The organism is Streptomyces sp. NPDC093221 (genome assembly GCF_044753885.1).
Lineage (GTDB): Bacteria > Actinomycetota > Actinomycetes > Streptomycetales > Streptomycetaceae > Actinacidiphila.
Genome location: NZ_JBIVOA010000006.1, coordinates 102,893 through 118,832, shown reverse-complemented (window position 1 = coordinate 118,832; position 15,940 = coordinate 102,893). Strand labels below are relative to the sequence as shown.

Genomic DNA, 15,940 nt, shown 5'->3' with positions numbered 1-15,940 from the left:
CCGGGGGCGCCCCCCCGCCCCCCCCCCCGGGGGGGGGGGGGCCCCCCGGGGGGGCCCCCCCGGGGGGGGGGCCCCCCCCGCCGCCGTTGTCAGCCCACCGGGGTACGGAACCGGTTGATCTCCGGCAGGTGCCGCTCACGCGTCTCGGGGTCGGTCACGCCGAGCCCCTCCTGGGGCGCCAGGCACAGCACGCCCACCTTCCCGCTGTGCTCGTTGCGGTGGACGGCGCGGGTCGCCTCCCCGGTGGCCTCCAGCGGGTAGACCGTGGACAGCGTCGGGTGCACCATCGCCTTGGTGATGAGGCGGTTGGCCTCCCACGCCTCGCGGTAGTTGGCGAAGTGCGAGCCGACGATCCGCTTCAGCGACATCCACAGGTACCGGTTGTCGTACTCGTGCCGGAATCCGGAGGTGGACGCGCACGTGACGACGGTGCCGCCGCGGCGGGTGACGAAGACACTGGCGCCGAAGGTCTCCCGGCCGGGGTGCTCCAGCACGATGTCCGGGTCCTCGCCGCCGGTCAACTCCCGTATCCGGCCGCCGAACCGCTTCCACTCGCGCGGGTCGGGCGTCTGCGGGTCCTTCCAGAACCGGTAGCCCTCCGCGGCCCGGTCGATGACCAGCTCCGCGCCCATGGCCCGCACCAGCTCGGCCTTGCGCGGGTCGGAGACCACGCACACCGGCACCGCCCCGCCGTTCAGGGCCAGTTGGGTGGCGTACGAGCCGAGGCCGCCGCCCGCGCCCCAGATCAGGACCACGTCGCCCTGCTTGAGCGAGGCGCCGTTGCGCGAGACGAGCTGGCGGTAGGCCGTGGAGTTGACCAGCCCGGACGACGCTGCCTCCTCCCACGTCAGGTGCGCGGGTTTGGGCATCAACTGGTTGGACTTGACGAGCGTCAGCTCCGCGAGGCCGCCGAAGTTCGTCTCGAAGCCCCAGATCCGCTGCTCGGGGTCGAGCATCGTGTCGTCGTGCCCGTCGGCGGACTCCAGCTCCACGCTCAGGCAGTGCGCGACCACCCGGTCACCCGGCTTCCAGTTGCGCACACCGGGCCCCGTGCGCAGGACCACCCCGGCGACGTCGGAGCCGAGGACGTGGTACGGCTGCGCGTGGCGCGCCGCCTCGGGGCTGCTGCGCGCGTACCGGTCGAGGAAGGTGAACGTGGGCAGCGGTTCGAAGATCGCGCTCCAGATCGTGTTGTAGTTGATCGCGCTGGCCATCACGGCGATCAGCACCTCACCGGGTCCGGGTTCCGGGGTGGCGACGTCGATGGTGTGCAGGGACTTGGCGGGGTCCTTCTCGCGGGTCTCCAGTCCCTCGAACATGTCGGTCTCCTCGCGGAGCACGGCCGCGCCGCGGTAGCTCTCCGGCACCGGGAGCGCGAGGAAGTCCTCGGCTCCGGCACCCGCGCGCACGGCGTCGATGATCTGCTGCATGAGCGGTCCTCCCGTTGTGACCCGGCGGTCAGGCGATCTCGTTGGTCGGCATGTGCACTTCCAGCGGGAGTTGGTGCCGCCTGGTGATGTTGAGCTTGCGGTAGACCCGGGTCAGGTGCTGCTCGACGGTGCTGATCGTCACGAACAGCTTCGCCGAGATCTCCCGGTTGGTGTATCCGCAGGCCGCCAGGGCCGCGACCCGCTTCTCGGAATCGCTGAGCTTCGCCTCGGCCTCCGCGCCCAGCGCGTCGGCGGCGACCGGTTCGGCGAGCGCGGCGGCGGCCGGGGCGAGATCCTGGGCCCGCTCCCGCTCGCCCTCCCGCAGCCGTTGTCCGGACTCCGCGCACAGCGGTTCCGCGCCGCACTCGCGGGCCAGGTGCAGGGCCCGGCGGGTGACGGCGATCGACCGTGTGGTCTCTCCCAGTTCGCGGTACGTCTCGCCCAGCACGCCCACGGTGCGGGCCAGTTCAAGCCGGTCGCCCGACCGGTGCAGGTCCTCGACCGCCCGGGCCAGCAGCGACGGCCGGAGCTTGAGGTCGACGCTCTGCGCGCGCAGCCGCAGCGTGACGCCGCGCACCCGCGGGTGCACCGCGTCCGGCATCCGCAGCTGGTCCACGATCAACCGCTCGGCGCGGTCGGGCTGTTCGAGACGGCACAGCGCCTGCGCGGCGTCGGTGCGCCAGGGCAGCAGCACCGGTCGGTCGACGCCCCAGCGGACGGCGAAGCGGCCCGCGGTCTTGAAGTCGGTGAGCGCGGCCTCGGGTTGGCCGGTGGCCAGGTAGAAGTGGCCGCGTGCCCGCAGGTATCCGAGACCGTAGACGCTCTTGAGCAGGGCGTCGGGAATCGGCTGGTTGAGCCGCCGGGCCGCGGCCGTGTAGTCGCCCGCGGCCGTGTGCGTGAGGATCAGTACGGCCAGCGGACCGCCGACGAAGAAGCTCCCGTTGTGGGCGGAGACGCTGTTCAGCGACTCCTGCGCGTACTGCGCGGCGGCCTCCAGCCGTCCTCCGCGCAGCGCGATGTCGGCCCGCAGGCCGGCGAACACCGCCCGCCAGCCCGGCGCCCGCCGCCGGTCGGCCTCCTCCTGGAATCTGCGGCAGGCGTCGTCGGCGGCTTCCAGCCGGTCGCCGAAGTACAGCGACACCACGGCGTTGACGATCGGCGTCAGCGTCACGTCCATCAGCGGGGACACCCGCAGAAAGCGTTCGGCCGAGGTTTCCACGCCGGTGTCGGGCGACAGGACCGGGCAGCGCAGCGACCCGTCGGGGGACGGATGCGCCACCGCGTCCGCGGATATCGGGTGGTCCTGCAACCCGGGGTCGCCGCCCTCGCCGCACCACTGCCCGGCCAGGGGCGTCAGTTGACCGAGCGCCGCCTGCGCCGCGCCCCACTGGCCGGACGACGCCCTCGCCTTGAGGCCGCCGAGGATGGCGCGGGCCTCCTCGAAGCGGCCGTGGCTGATCAGCAGGTCGGCGAGACCGGCGGCGGTGTGCGCCGGCAGCCGGGTGGTGGCCGCGGAGGCGACCAGTTCCGGCAGGTGCCTGGCCTCGGCCGCGGCGGGGTTGATCCGCCACAGCACGGCGGCCAGCCGCAGCCTGATGTCCGTACGCACCCGCTCGTCGTCGCACCCGGCGCAGGCCAGCTCCAGGTAGTCGATGGCGAGCGGGGCGTCGTCCTCGTGCAGCGCGGCCTCCGCGGCCTCCCGCAGTACGGCCGCTCCCCAGGAGCCGGGCACCTCGCCCCCCGCGAGCAGGTGCGCGGCCACCGCCGAGGGGCGGGCGCCCTGGTCCCTGAGCAGACCGGCGACCTCGCGGTGCAACCGGCCGCTCTCGGCCGCGTCCAGGCTGTCGCGGACCACGGACCGCGCCACCGGGTCGCGGAAGCGCGGGCCGTCCACGATGCCCGCGGACTCGAGTGCCTGCAACGCCTCGTCGACGCTCCAGGAGGTGGCCTCGGAGACGCGCCCGACGGACTCGGTGTCGGCCGCCTCGCCCAGCACCGCGACGGCGGCGGCCACCTCCCAGGTGTCCTCGCCTCCGCGGCGCAGGCAGGTCAGCAGCGCCTGTCCGAACAGCTCCCCGGCGAGCGGCGGGGCGATGCCCGGCGGCCAGTGGGCCACCGCGCGATGGCAGTCCTCGAGACACGCCCGCAGCAGCAGCGGATTGCCGCCGGTCAGCCGGTACAGCTCCGCGGCGTTGACCGCTCCGGCGGGCAGATCGGTATACGCGGCCAGGATCTGGGCCACGCCGTCCTGGTCCAGGGGCAGCAGCCGCAGCCGGTGCACCTCTGGCTGACGCAGCAGCTCGACGGCGAACTGCGGGTCCCGCGGTCCGCCGTGCAGCGGCTGGGTGAGCACCATCAGGACACGTCCGCGCCGGGTCAGCCGGGCGAGCTGGAGCAGACACCGCAGCGACTCGGCGTCGACGTGCTGGAGGTCGTCGACGGCGATGACCACCGGTGCCTGCTCGGCCATGTCCTTCACGGCCGCGGCGAGTTGGCGGGCGAACCGGCCGGTTCCCTGGTCGGTGGCCCCGTCGGGCGGTACCGGTGGCGCGGTCGACGGCGGCACGCCGTCCATCAGTTGGGAGACGGCGCCCAGGGGTGTGCCGGCCTCGGCGGGCGACCCCGCCGCGCACAGCAGGGTGACCCCGGACCTGGTCGCCTCGTCGATGACCCATTCCAGGGTCTGGCTCTTGCCGCAGGCGATCGCGCCCTCGACCAGAACCGTTCTCCCGCTGCCGGACATGACATCCCGCAAGGAATTGCTCAAAAACTCTAACTGCGCTTCACGCTGAATAAATTCCACGACAGTGAACAGCCCCCGTTCAAACCGTTCAATTCGCATTACCCAAAAGACACCGGGAACGCAACAAAGCGCCTGCGGGTGTGAACCCCGTGGCACAGATGATCCTCATCTATCCCAAACAGCCAACTCCCACCGTATCCGAAAGCCGAATCGACTCTATCGCGGCTTTCCGAAGATCGGGCAACCTCGGCGCGTTAAGGAAGCGGAAGAAGTCGGCCATCTCCGACTCGGCCGCATCCGGGTCGGCCACGGCCGGCCCGGTCACCGCCAACCCGGTCACCGCCGGATCGGTCACACCGGCACGCCGAGCCGGTCGCGTAACCCGGCGATCACCGCCGGCCCCTCGGCCACCAGGTAGAAGTGGCCGCCGGGGAAGACCTCGATGTCGAACGGGCCCGCGGTGTGCCCTGCCCACGCCTCCGCTTCCGCGATCTCCACCTGCGGGTCGCGGTCGCCGACGAACGCGGTGACCGGGCAATTCAGCGGCGGCGCCGGGCGCGGCGCGTAGGTCTCGATGGCCCGGTAGTCACCGCGGACCGCGGGCATGATCATGCGCACGATCTCGTCGTCGGCGAGCAGATCGGCGTGGGTACCGGCGAGTCGGCGCAGTTCGGCGACGATGCCGGCGTCGTCCCTCCGGTGGACCGGATCGGGCAGCGGACGGTGGGCGGAGGGCGCGCGGCGCCCGGAGACGAAGAGCCGGGTCGGCTCCACCCCATGGTTCCGTTTCAGCCGCAGGGCCACTTCGTAGGCGACGACCGCGCCCATACTGTGGCCGAAGAACGCGGTCCTCCGGTCGACCATGGGGGCCAGCGCCTCGGCGGCCAGGTCGGCCAGGTCGTGCAGGTCCTGGACCGGTTGCTCGGTCCTGCGTTCCTGCCGTCCCGGATACTGCACCCCGATGACTTCGACATCCGGTTGCAGCGCGCCGGAAACGGGGAGGTAAAAACTTGCCGAGCCTCCGGCGTGCGGAAAACAGACGAGTCTGCGGGGTTCACTTCCGGGCGGAGCTGGGTGATAGCGGCTGAACCATGCCTCGCGGTTCACACACATCTCCAATTCGTACAAATCCGCCCAACGTGCCCAAGGAGTGCCATGCATGCGGTTTCGAAACTAGTTCGGCTCCGCACTCGCCAGTAACCCCTAATCCGGCGAGCGCCACCCCTATGAACGGAAAATGGCGAGGCAGGGGTGGCCGAAACCGGCAATCCGCGAGGACCGCTCGACCGGCTGCCCGCCCGGCGGCGGTGGCGCGTCGGGCCCCGGCCGAATTTGCCGCGAGGGCGGAGGGCGGGACGGGGTAGGCGAGGGCCAGGCCGTGTCGGCAGGACACGCATGAGGTCTCGCGGAGGATCGATGGAAGCGAACACCGTTGACGGCGGCGCGAGTTGCCAGGTTCTGGTGGTCGGTGCGGGGCCCACCGGGCTGTTGGTCGCCGAGGAGCTGGTCCGGCGCGGTGTGCGGGTCCGGCTGATCGAGCGGTCCACCGAGGAGAACACGCAGAGCAGGGCGTTGGTGGTGGGAGCCCGCACCCTGGAGGTGCTCGACGACCTCGGGATCGCCGAGGAGGCGGTCGACCGCGGCCGGATCCTGCGCCGTATCGACGTCCATCCCGGCCCGGACGACGTCATCCCGCTCGAACTGGACGGCATCCGCTCGCCGTTCCCCTTCGCGCTCTCCCTCCCGCAGCCGGAGGTGGCGGATTTACTGGAGACGGCCGCGCGGCGGCAGGGCGCAGTCGCCGAGCGCGGCACCGAACTGACCACCTGCCGTCAGGACGCGGACGGCGTCACCGCGACCCTGCGGATGCCCGACGGCGCGGAGCGTACGGTTCGCGCCGACTGGCTGATCGCCTGCGACGGGGCGCACAGCACCGTACGGCGGACGGCCGGGATCGCCGGCGACCACCGTGATCTGCACCGCGCCTTCCTGCTCGCCGATGTCGCGGCCGACTGGGACCTTCCCCAGGACCGGCTGCATCCCTGGCTGGGCGGCCACGGCATCCTCGTCCTGCTTCCGCTCCCCAAGCCCGGCCACTGGCGTGTCATCGCCGATGTCCCGTCCGGCTCCGACGCGCCGGAACCGGACGAGGACATGCTCAACCGGCTGCTCGCCGAGCGCACCCCGCTCTGCGGTGCCGACGGCGGCAGCGCGATCTCCCGTGTGGACTGGCTGAGCGGTTTCGAGGTGCGCGAGTCGCTGGCCGAGCACTACCGGCAGGGGCGCATCCTGCTGGCGGGGGACGCGGCGCACACCCACAGCCCGGTCGGCGGACAGGGCATGAACGTCGGCCTCCAGGACGCGCACAATCTGGCCTGGAAGCTCGCGCTGGTCGTGCAGGGGCGGGCGGGCGCGGGGCTGCTGGACTCCTATGAGCAGGAGCGCCGTCCGGTGGCGGACCGGGTGCTGCACGCCACGACCCGCGCCACGAAGGTGGCCACGACGCACGCCCCGGTCGCCCGTACGCTGCGAGCGCAGGCACTGCGGCTGATCAGCAGGACCCCTCCCGTACGGCACCGGCTGGCCCTCGGCGTCACCGAGCTCTTCGTCGACTACGAGCACAGCCCGCAGGTCGACCGCGCCCGCAGGTCCGGCGCGGGCGGCCCCGGCCCCGGCGACCTCTCCCCCGACGCGTTCGTCCACGACGGCACGGGCTTCACCACGCTGCGGCACCGGCTGCGCGGCAGCGAACACGCCCTGCTGGTGTTCCTCGGGTACGAGGACGACGAGCGGCGGATCGCGGAGGTGACGCGGGCGGGCCGCGAGGCGCTCGGGGACTTCGGCACCGTCGTCGCGGTGAGCCGGACCCGCGGGAAGGGCGACCCCGACCGGTCGCTGCTCGGCGACCGGCACGGCGCCTGCCACCAGGCGTTCGCGGCCACCGGCCCCGGCCTGTGCCTGCTCCGGCCCGACCGCTTCATCTCCCACCGCTCCCAGGGCTGGGACATGTCCGGAGTACGGGACCGGCTGGCCGCGCTCGCGCGCTGACCGGGAGCGACGGCGCATCCGCCGTCCGGGGCCGCGCGGCCCCGGACGGCGGGCGGGCGAGGTCCCGCGCACGCCGAGGAGACGCCCTTGTGACGATCCCCACTCGAACACCCGTTTCCCCGGTCCTCCTCCGGGCACGCGCATACGTGACCCAAGAGGTGACTTCGTTGGACATATTCGATGACGAGACCGGCTCGCCGCCCACCGGCGCACTGCCGATCGCGGACTACAAACATCTGCCCAAGCTCACGATCGAGGGGATCGTCCCCTCACTCCAGCGCGAAGAACTGGAAACGGTGCTGCGCTACGAGAACAGCCACCGCAACCGCACGCCGCTGATCCGCCTGCTGATGTCCCAGCTCCGCGTCCTGCGGCACCGCGCGCGGTAGGACGTCGTCCACCCCGCGGTGGCGTCACGACGGTGCCGCGTAGCAGCGGACGGCGAAGAGCGCGGCGGGGGCGGCGCCGTGCGTGGACACCACCTCGACGGACAGCTCGTCCGTTTCGAGGGGGGTGTCGAAGGTGAGGACGTTGTGGGTCTGGTGGTTGTCGGCGCGTTCTGCGACCACGCGGTCCCCGGCGCGGACGACGTAATCGCGTACGCAGAACGGCACCGCGCGCTCCTGGTGGTCCCACAGGACGGACTCCATGGCGTGGTCGGCGTCGGTGTCGAAGGTCAGGTGGAGCCGGCCGATGCGTCGGGGTTCCGGCCAGCGCAGGCGGACAGTGGGACGGCGGTCCTCGTACGCGGCGGCCCACGCGTTGGGCCGCGCCGTGGGCCGGTGGTGGCCGTTGCGGACGCCCTCCACGCTCCACGCCCTGAGCGGAGGGTCGATCGTCAGGGCGAAGTTGTGTCCGCCGGGGCGCCGTTCGGGGGTCCAGAACTCCACGCGCGGCTTGCCGACGGCGTCGTCCGCCTCCTGGGTGCCCGTGTGCCGGACCGAGAGCAGGCCGGTGACGCGCCGGGTGGTGGTCCGCACCGACACGTCGTCGTTGCGGATCAGCGTCAGGAAGACGTACCGCGGCCGGTCGACCGCCGCCTCGACGTCGACCTCGATCCGCTGCCCGGCGCCGGCGTCGAGACTGAACTCCCGCGCGGCCAGCACCACATCGGGGGTGTAGTCCTCCGGCCGGTTGCCGGTACGGAGCTCCACCCGCAAGGTGGTGGGCGCGGCCACGTCGACGGTCAGCGTCATCCTAGGCAGCTCCCCCGCGTCCACCGGCAGCAGTTGGGCGCGCGAGTGGTCGAGCGGCACCGCGGGACCGTCGCCGGGGAGCGACCCCACGGTCAGCTCGCTCGACGCGGTGAGCGCGGCCTGCCCGGCGAGGTCGTCCGGATCGTCGAGCCGCAGGTCGGGGATGTGCTGCCCGGCACGCAGGAGTTCACGCTGAAGGGCGGCCATCCGGTCGGGTTTCGTCAGCTCCGCCGGGAGTACGCCGTCACGCGCGCACACGGCGGCGGCCATCCCGGCGGCCTGTCCGATCTGGGCGCAGGTGGCCATCACCCTGGTCGAGGCGAACGCGACGTGCGAGACGCTGATGATCCGGCCCGCCAGCAGCAGATTGCTCACGTCACGGCTGACCAGGCAGCGGTAGGGCACCTGGTAGACCCCGCGCGCGTGCAGGTGGTTGCTCCCGGCGTGCTCGCTGAACACGCCGTCGGCCGGGTGCAGGTCGAGGGACCATCCGCCGGAGGCGACGGCGTCGGCGTGGGGGCGCTGGTCGACGATGTCCTGCTGGCGGAGCATGTACAGGCCCTCGAACCGGCGGCTCTCCCGCTTGCCGGGAATCAGCCCGGCCCACTCCAGCGTCAGGTTCTTCGCCTCGGGGAAGTCACCGGAGTTCTTCAGGTGGTTCCAGACGCCGTAGACCACCTTCCAGAGCTCCCACTTGATCTCCTCCGTGTCGTGCACGGTGTCGAGACGGCCGCCGTACTCGATCCACCACAGCCGACAGCCCTGGACCGTGGTGTCGAAGCTGCGCCAGCGGGGGATCTCGGTGATGTCGTCGAGCGCGTAGCCGGGCGGCACGAAGGTCACCGGCCGTCCGACGTCCTTGCTGTAGAAGTATATCGACTGGCCGAGCAGGCCGCCGTACGACTCCTCGGGCGCGAACAGTTCGCCGAACTCCTCGGTGGACTCCGCGCCCATCCGGTAGGCGGCGCCGGCCAGGTAGCCGAGGACGCCGTCACCCGACGCGTCGCAGAACACCGGGGCCGTCAGCTCGTAGCGCGTGGAGTTCTGGGCGCAGAAGGCGCTCACCGAGGCGATCCGGTCGCCGTCCTTGGACACCGCCGTCGCCGCCGTGTTCAGCAGGAGAGTGATGCCCGGCTCGGCGACCGCCTTCTCCAGGAGCACGGTGTCGAACAGCACGGCGTTGCCCTCGGGGTTGCGGAACATGTTCTCCACGAGGATCTCGTCGAGCACGCCGCCCTCGCGCGACCAGCGGTTGTTGTTGAACATGTGCGCGGTGGCGCCCAGCACCCAGAGCCGTATCTCGCTGGAGGCGTTGCCGCCCAGCACGGGCCGGTCCTGGACCAGGACGACCCGCGCCCCGGCCCGCGCGGCGGTCACGGCCGCACACGTACCGGCCATTCCGCCGCCGACGATCACCAGGTCGGCGCTGAGCCGCTCGGTGCGGAAGTCCCGGCTGTCGCGGGCGGGTTCGGTGGTGAGGAGAGTGCGCGGTGCGGTCATGCCGTTTCAGCGCTCCTTAGGAATCTGCTGGTTGAGGTGGCGTCAGTTCGGGCCGTGCGATGGTCACTTCGCCGCGCCGGGGCGGCCCGCCGCTCATCGCGTGCGACGGGCCGCCCCGGCAGGTGGGGGCAGAGCGCTAACCGGCGTCGGCGCCGATGTTGGGGGTGCCGGGGATCGCGTTCTGGTAGTAGTCCACGCCCCCGTTGCCGGAGACGGCGACTCCCGAACCCGCGGCCGGGGAACCGGAGGCGAGCGTGTACGCCTGCGGGCACGGCTGCGGTCCCGCGCCGGAGGACGGCGTCCAGGCGCAGGTGCCGCCGGTGCCGGGCGAGGTGAACAGCGGGTCGCCGAAGACCGGTCCGGTCTCCACTCCCGCGGCCTGCCACGCGGCGAAGGTGCTGTAGGTGGTGCCGCCCCAGCGCCAGGCCGGGGAGCTGGCCGCGTAGTACAGGTTGTGCGACAGCGTCATGCCGGTCTGGCCGTAGACGTTGTAGTAGAACTGGCCGGGGTGACCGTACTGGTCCCTGTTGCCCATGTCGCAGATGTTGTCCGCGATCAGTGAGCCGCCGGCCCAGGTGCCCGCGCTGTAGCCGAAGTTGAAGCAGGCGCTGGCCGTGGACTTGGTGCTCTGGGCGACGTTGGTGAAGAAGGTGTTCCCGTAGACCGACAGTGCGTTCTTCGGCGCGTTGGGCACGACGGTCATCAGGCCGCCCTGGATCTTGGCCCAGTCGTCGTTCTCGGAGATGTTGTAGCGGTAGGTGTTGGGACCCCACACCTTGGAGTCGACGGTCGAGGTGTAGGCGAGCAGGCCGCTGCCGGCGTTGTGGTGGGTGTAGTTGTACTCGACCACCGAGTTCGTCGTGCCGCCGTCGAGGTCGATGCCGTCCCAGTCGCACCCGGCCGTGAACGCCGGGTACGGCTGCACGTTGTAGACCTCGTTGTACCTGATGGTGACGTTGTTCGAGGTGTACGTCTCGATGCCGCTCGCGCCGCCGCAGGAGGTCACGTTCGCGCCCACGTCGTGGATCACGTTGTGCTGGATCACCGCGCCGTCCCAGCCGTTGCCGGTGATGCCCGCACCCGTATCCTTCGCGGGCATGCCGAGGTTGTAGACCGTGTTGCCCTCGACCGTGACCTCGGTGATGTTCTCCCCGGAGCCCCAGCCGTAGATGCCGGGGCCGTCCGGTGAGGTCACGCTCGCGCCGTGCAGCTTGTTGTGACGGATCTGGACGTCGTTCAGAGGCCCGCTGTGCCCGTTGACCGCATAGCCGAGGATCATGATCTCCCCGCCGAACGAGCTGCTGCTTCCGGCGGGTGTGGAGAATCCGGAGATGTCGGAGCCGGACACCGCCAGCCCCTGGGTGGCGGCCGTGCCGTTCTGGTTCTCCAGCAGGACGCCGGCCGCGGTCGTGGAGCCGTTGACCACTTTCAGTCCGGTCAACTGGAAGCCGCTGACGTTGTCGGCCGTCACGGCCGCCGAGTAGTCGCCGGTGCAGTTCGAGGAGAGGGTGGCCTGCCCGGTGCCGTAGGAGTTCACCACGAACGGCGTGGACGCGGACGACGAGGGCACGTTGACGGAGTTGAAGACCAGGCAGCCGGTGAAGGTCTGCCCGCCTTCGAAGGAGACGGAGCTTCCCTGGGGGAAGGTGGAGCCGTTGACCTTCGCGACGGTCTTCCACGCCTGGGCGGGTGACAGTCCGGTGTTGCTGTCGCTGCCGCTCGGCGAGACGTAGTACGTCGCCGTCGCGGCGTGTGCCGCGACCGTTGTGGCGGGCAGACAGCCGAGGACGACAGGTACGATCGCGAGTGTGAGCGCCTTTGCTCTCATGGTTCTCCCTCACTGCGTGCGTATGTCGACGCACAGGCACGCAGTCGATGAATCGTGGTGGGGGCATGCCTCGGCCAACCGCGTCCGGCGTGTACCGGCGCGGTGCCGGGCAGTCCGTGTGCGCTTCCGGGCCGCGACGTTCACGGCGTCGCGGACCCCGGATCCGGCTCCACGGGACCTCGTGCGCGCTCCTTTCCGTGGGTCGAGGTGATGTGCCCGCGCGGGCGGTACGCCTCTGCGCGGAGGCTCTGGTCAGGTATCCCGATGGTCAGGCGGGCCGGAAGGCCAGGTATCGGGATGGTCGGGTATCGCTTTGGTCAGGTGATGCGGAAGGTCCGGCGCGCTTGGGTGCGCGAGCTGTTGCCGGTGTGGACGTGGATCTCGCCCGGCTCCACGGTGAAGACCCCGGCCGGGTCGTTCGTCCAGAAGCCGACGTCGTCGGCGCCGAGTGTGAAGCGGACCGTCCGCTCCTCCCCTGCGGCCAGCCGGACCCGGTCGAAACCCCGCAGGCGGCGGACCGGCTGGGCGATGGCGGCCACGGGGTCCTGGACGTAGAGCTGGACGACCTCCTCCCCTTCGCGCTCGCCGGTGTTGCGGACGCGGACGGTGACCTCGACCGTCTCGCCCGCCAGGAGTTCGCGCACCGTGATCCGCTCGCGGCTGAGCGTCGGCTCGTCGAGGGCGAAGTCGGTGTAGCTCAGGCCGTGGCCGAAGGGGAATCGCGGGCCGTCCTGGACGTCGAGGTACTTCGAGACGTACTTCTCCTCCGGCACGGCCGGGTCGTACGGGCGGCCGGTGCGCTCGTGGTTGTAGTACAGCGGGACCTGGCCCACCGTCCGCGGAAAGGTCACGGGGAGCTTGCCGCCCGGGACGACAGCCCCGGTGAGCACGTCGGCGATGGCCGGGCCCGCCTCGATACCGGGGTGCCAGGCCATGACGACCGCCTGCACCTGGTCCGCCCAGTCCCCGATCGTCAACGGCCGCCCGCCCACGAGCACCACCACGCACGGCGTGCCCGTCGCGGCGACCGCCCTGATCAACTCCTCCTGGCGGCCGGGAAGTCCCAGGTCGCTGCGGACCGCCGCCTCCCCGCTGATCTCGGAGGGCTCACCCACCACCAGGACGACGGCGTCGGCGGCCGCGGCCGTCGCGACGGCCTCCGGAAGGCCGGAGACGTCGGAGCCGTCCGCGGGAACGCCCGGGGCGTGGGTGACAACCGCGTCCGGCAGGGCTTCGCGCAGGCTCCGCAGGACCGGGACGGCCTCGGGCGCTCCGGGCAGCGCCCACGTCCCCAGCAGATCGCCGCTGTCCGCGAACGGGCCGAGGACGGCGAGCCTCCCGATGGCGGTCCCGTCCAGCGGCAGCGCTCCGCCGTCGTTCTTCAGCAGCACCACGCAGCGGCCCGCCACCTCGCGGGCGGCGGCCCGGGCGGCGGCGCTCGGGGCGGTGATCTCGGCGGACTCCTCGACGTACGGCCGCTCGAACAGACCGAGCCGCAGCTTCAGCCGCAGGACGCGGGCCACGGCGTCGTCCAGCCGCTCCTGGCTCAACGCGCCGCGCTCCAGCAGGGCCGGGCCGTGGTCGACGAAGGTGGTGGACACCATCTCCAGGTCCACACCCGCCGACAGCGCCAGCCGCCCGGCGTCGGCCTCGTCGGCCGCGCTCCCGTGCGCGATCAGCTCCTGGACCCCCGTCCAGTCGCTGACCACGACCCCGTCGAACCCCCAGCCGTCCTTCAGAACGCCGGTCAGCGTACGGGGGTCGGCGTGCGCGGGAACACCGCTGACGGTGTTGAAGGCGGCCATGACGGTGGCCGCTCCCGCCGCGACGGCGGCCTCGAACGGCGGCAGGTAGAGGTTGCGCAGCCGCTGCTCGGAGACGTCCACTGTGTTGTAGTCGCGCCCGCCCTCGGCGCCGCCGTACGCCACGAAGTGCTTGGCGCAGGCGGCCACCCGGTCCGGCGCGGACAGGTCGTCCCCCTGGTACCCGCGCACCTTGGCCACCGCGTAGCGCGCGGCCAGATACGGGTCCTCGCCGGGGCTCTCGGCGATCCTGCCCCACCGGGGCTCGTGGGTGACGTCCACCATCGGCGAGAACGTCCAGTGGACGCCGTTGGACCGGGCCTCGGCCGCCGAGACCTCGCCGTCGGTCCGCGTCACGGCCGGGTCGAAGGCCGCCGCCTGGGCCAGCGGAATGGGGAACGTGGTGTGGAATCCGTGGATCACGTCCAGGCCGAAGACCAGCGGAATGCCGAGCCGGGACTCCTCCACCGCGATGCGCTGAACGGCGTTGCTGTTCGCGGCGCCGACCACGTTGAGCACCGAGCCGAGCAGGCCCTTGCGCGCCGCGGCCTCGACCGCGCCGGTACCGCCCCCGCCGGGACCGGTGTTCCAGGCCCAGGCGAGCTGCTGCAACTGTCCGAACTTCTCCTCGACGGTCATCCGGCCGAGCAGGTCGGCGATACGGGTCTCGTGGTCGTCGGCGCGCGCCGGGTTCGGCATCGTGGGCTCTCCCTGGTTCATCGGTCCTCCGTCCGGGTCCTGACCGCCTCGGGCCAGGCCAGCGAAATGCCGAGGGTACGGCTCAGCAGCCTTTGGTAGTCGGCCAGTTGCGCCTGGTCGGACCGGACCTTGCGCGGCGGCAGCGCCCGGTCCAGGCAGAATCCGGCCAGAGCGCCGACGGCCTCGCCGATGGCCCACTCCACGGGGTGCAGGCGGTAGCAGCCGTTGGTGATGTGGGTAGTGCCGATGTTCTTGTTGGCGGGCAGCAGATTGTCGACCCGGACCGGGATCAGCGCGCCCAGCGGGATCTGGAACGGGTAGGAGTCGATGTCGATGTAGGTCCGGCCGGTGGTGGAGGGGTGCAGGTCGATGCGGTAGCTGCCGAGGCCGACGCTGTCGTGGAAGACCTCGCTGCCCGCGCCCTCGGGCCGCGCCTGGACTCCGACGTGCTGTTCGAGGACGGTGAACTCCGCCTTGATACGGCGGGATTCGCGGATGTACGGCGTCTTGGCCAGGCCGTCCGCGGTGCCGGTGACATCGGGGCGCGGGCGCAGGCCGGGGTAGCCGGTGCCGCCGTCGGGGCGCGGGGCCTCGGTCTGGAGCCAGTGCAGGAAGGACAGCGACAGGTCGCGGCTGGCGGCGAGGGCCGCCTGCCGGGCCTCGGCGCTCACACCGAGCAGCGGCGCCTCCCAGTAGTCGATCTGGGGCCAGTTGACGACGGTGAGGTCCGAGGCGAAGGCTCCGGGCGCGAACTGCTCGCGGGCCAGGACGCGCCGGAACTGCCACAGGTCGAAGTGCTCCCCCGCGCTCTGGTCGGCGCCCATCAGCGTCCAGGTGCGCTCTTCGAGAGTGATCGGAACGACGTCGGTGAGGGAGAGCTGCGGTCCCGGCCAGAAGGGCGCGGTGGTGGTGAGCCAGTGGTCGTAGGTATCCGGCCGGTCGATGACGTGGTCCTCGCCCGGCCGGTGTTCCAGGGCGAAGCACCAGGACACGGCCTGCTGGTCGAGGGGGTCGGCGGTGTCGGGCGCGTGGGGCTCGCCGGTCTCGTCGCGGCCCTCGGCGCCGATGACGTGTTCCACACCGGCCAGTTCCAGCAGGTCGCCGAGTTCGGTGGCGTCCGCGACGTAGGAGGCGTGGACGGTGATCCGGCGGTCGTCGTGCCGTCCGGCCAGTGTGACCGCCTCGACGCGGTCGCCCTCGGTGTGCGCGGCGACGGGCTCGTACCCGGTCAGCACGGTGATCGCGCCGGAGGCCCGCCAGGGGGCCAGCATCTCCTCGATGACGGCCGCGGCCACCCGCGGTTCGTGACACATCCGGCTGACGATGCCGAGACCCGGATCGAGTCGGGGGTCCCGCGCCGCCCCGGGCGTGAGCGGGTAGTTGCGGCGGTAGTAGTCGCGCACGCGTCTGCGCAGGTCGGCGTAGCCGGGTGGGCAGGCGGGGCCTTCGATCCAGGGGTGCTCGTCGGGTGGCACGGCCTGGGCGGTGAGCTGCCCGCCGAGCCAGTCGGTGGGCTCGGTGAGCACCACCGTACGGCCGAGCCGCGCCGCCGTGAGCGCGGCCGCGACGCCGCCCAGCCCACCGCCGACCACGAGGATCTCTGTTCGTATCTCTGCCATGTGCCCAAGAACTCCTTGTCACCGGTCTCTGCCGGTCGGAACGGTCGGTTCCGGCTCGGTGGTCGTGCCGGGTGT

9 protein-coding genes are annotated in these 15,940 nt (G+C 71.8%); 2 read left to right on the top strand and 7 right to left on the bottom strand.

Translation table 11 applies throughout. The features are described from left to right. Positions 1-89: 89 nt before the first annotated feature. From ccrA to ACIQCJ_RS23545, 3 genes are all read right to left on the bottom strand, one after another. Complete coding sequence (gene ccrA, locus ACIQCJ_RS23555; RefSeq protein WP_402712427.1) at positions 90-1,430, bottom strand: crotonyl-CoA carboxylase/reductase; 1,341 nt, start codon at positions 1,428-1,430, stop codon at positions 90-92. A gap of 28 nt (positions 1,431-1,458) precedes the next feature. Then, positions 1,459-4,272, bottom strand: a complete 2,814-nt coding sequence (locus ACIQCJ_RS23550; RefSeq protein WP_401854967.1) for an AAA family ATPase — start codon at positions 4,270-4,272, stop codon at positions 1,459-1,461. A gap of 252 nt (positions 4,273-4,524) precedes the next feature. Beyond that, the gene (locus ACIQCJ_RS23545) at positions 4,525-5,286 is read right to left on the bottom strand and encodes a thioesterase II family protein (RefSeq protein WP_402712426.1); all 762 of its coding nucleotides are present in this window, start codon (positions 5,284-5,286) and stop codon (positions 4,525-4,527) included. 303 nt (positions 5,287-5,589) lie between these two features. Between ACIQCJ_RS23545 and ACIQCJ_RS23540 the strand changes: the two genes are divergently transcribed. Next, positions 5,590-7,221: an FAD-dependent monooxygenase gene (locus tag ACIQCJ_RS23540; protein ID WP_355332747.1), complete on the top strand. Its 1,632-nt coding sequence runs from the start codon at positions 5,590-5,592 to the stop codon at positions 7,219-7,221. A gap of 167 nt (positions 7,222-7,388) precedes the next feature. Next, positions 7,389-7,610 carry a hypothetical protein gene (locus ACIQCJ_RS23535; RefSeq protein WP_355332750.1) on the top strand — a complete coding sequence of 74 codons (222 nt, stop codon included), beginning with the start codon at positions 7,389-7,391 and terminating at the stop codon, positions 7,608-7,610. A 24-nt stretch (positions 7,611-7,634) separates the two neighbouring features. Here the strand turns inward: ACIQCJ_RS23535 and ACIQCJ_RS23530 are convergent, their stop codons facing one another. From ACIQCJ_RS23530 to ACIQCJ_RS23515, 4 genes are all read right to left on the bottom strand, one after another. Then, positions 7,635-9,917 (bottom strand): FAD-dependent oxidoreductase, encoded by a 2,283-nt coding sequence (locus ACIQCJ_RS23530; RefSeq protein WP_402712425.1) that lies wholly within the window; start codon positions 9,915-9,917, stop codon positions 7,635-7,637. A gap of 136 nt (positions 9,918-10,053) precedes the next feature. Next, positions 10,054-11,745 (bottom strand): right-handed parallel beta-helix repeat-containing protein, encoded by a 1,692-nt coding sequence (locus ACIQCJ_RS23525; protein WP_402712424.1) that lies wholly within the window; start codon positions 11,743-11,745, stop codon positions 10,054-10,056. A 317-nt stretch (positions 11,746-12,062) separates the two neighbouring features. Then, a complete protein-coding gene (locus tag ACIQCJ_RS23520) occupies positions 12,063-14,267 on the bottom strand; it encodes a glycoside hydrolase family 3 N-terminal domain-containing protein (RefSeq protein WP_402712423.1) in 2,205 nt (734 codons plus the stop codon). Beyond that, positions 14,264-15,865: an FAD-dependent oxidoreductase gene (locus tag ACIQCJ_RS23515; RefSeq protein ID WP_402712421.1), complete on the bottom strand. Its 1,602-nt coding sequence runs from the start codon at positions 15,863-15,865 to the stop codon at positions 14,264-14,266. Before ACIQCJ_RS23515 ends, ACIQCJ_RS23520 begins: the two co-directional genes overlap by 4 nt. Positions 15,866-15,940 lie beyond the last annotated feature (75 nt).

Bases quoted from the DNA above. Each gene is read 5' to 3' on its own strand.
- ACIQCJ_RS23550 (WP_401854967.1), bottom strand. From the start codon at position 4,272: ATGCGAATTGAACGGTTTGAACGGGGGCTGTTCACTGTCGTGGAATTT.
- ACIQCJ_RS23515 (WP_402712421.1), bottom strand. From the start codon at position 15,865: ATGGCAGAGATACGAACAGAGATCCTCGTGGTCGGCGGTGGGCTGGGC.
- ACIQCJ_RS23545 (WP_402712426.1), bottom strand. From the start codon at position 5,286: ATGTGTGTGAACCGCGAGGCATGGTTCAGCCGCTATCACCCAGCTCCG.
- ccrA (WP_402712427.1), bottom strand. From the start codon at position 1,430: ATGCAGCAGATCATCGACGCCGTGCGCGCGGGTGCCGGAGCCGAGGAC.
- ACIQCJ_RS23525 (WP_402712424.1), bottom strand. From the start codon at position 11,745: ATGAGAGCAAAGGCGCTCACACTCGCGATCGTACCTGTCGTCCTCGGC.
- ACIQCJ_RS23520 (WP_402712423.1), bottom strand. From the start codon at position 14,267: ATGAACCAGGGAGAGCCCACGATGCCGAACCCGGCGCGCGCCGACGAC.
- ACIQCJ_RS23530 (WP_402712425.1), bottom strand. From the start codon at position 9,917: ATGACCGCACCGCGCACTCTCCTCACCACCGAACCCGCCCGCGACAGC.
- ACIQCJ_RS23540 (WP_355332747.1), top strand. From the start codon at position 5,590: ATGGAAGCGAACACCGTTGACGGCGGCGCGAGTTGCCAGGTTCTGGTG.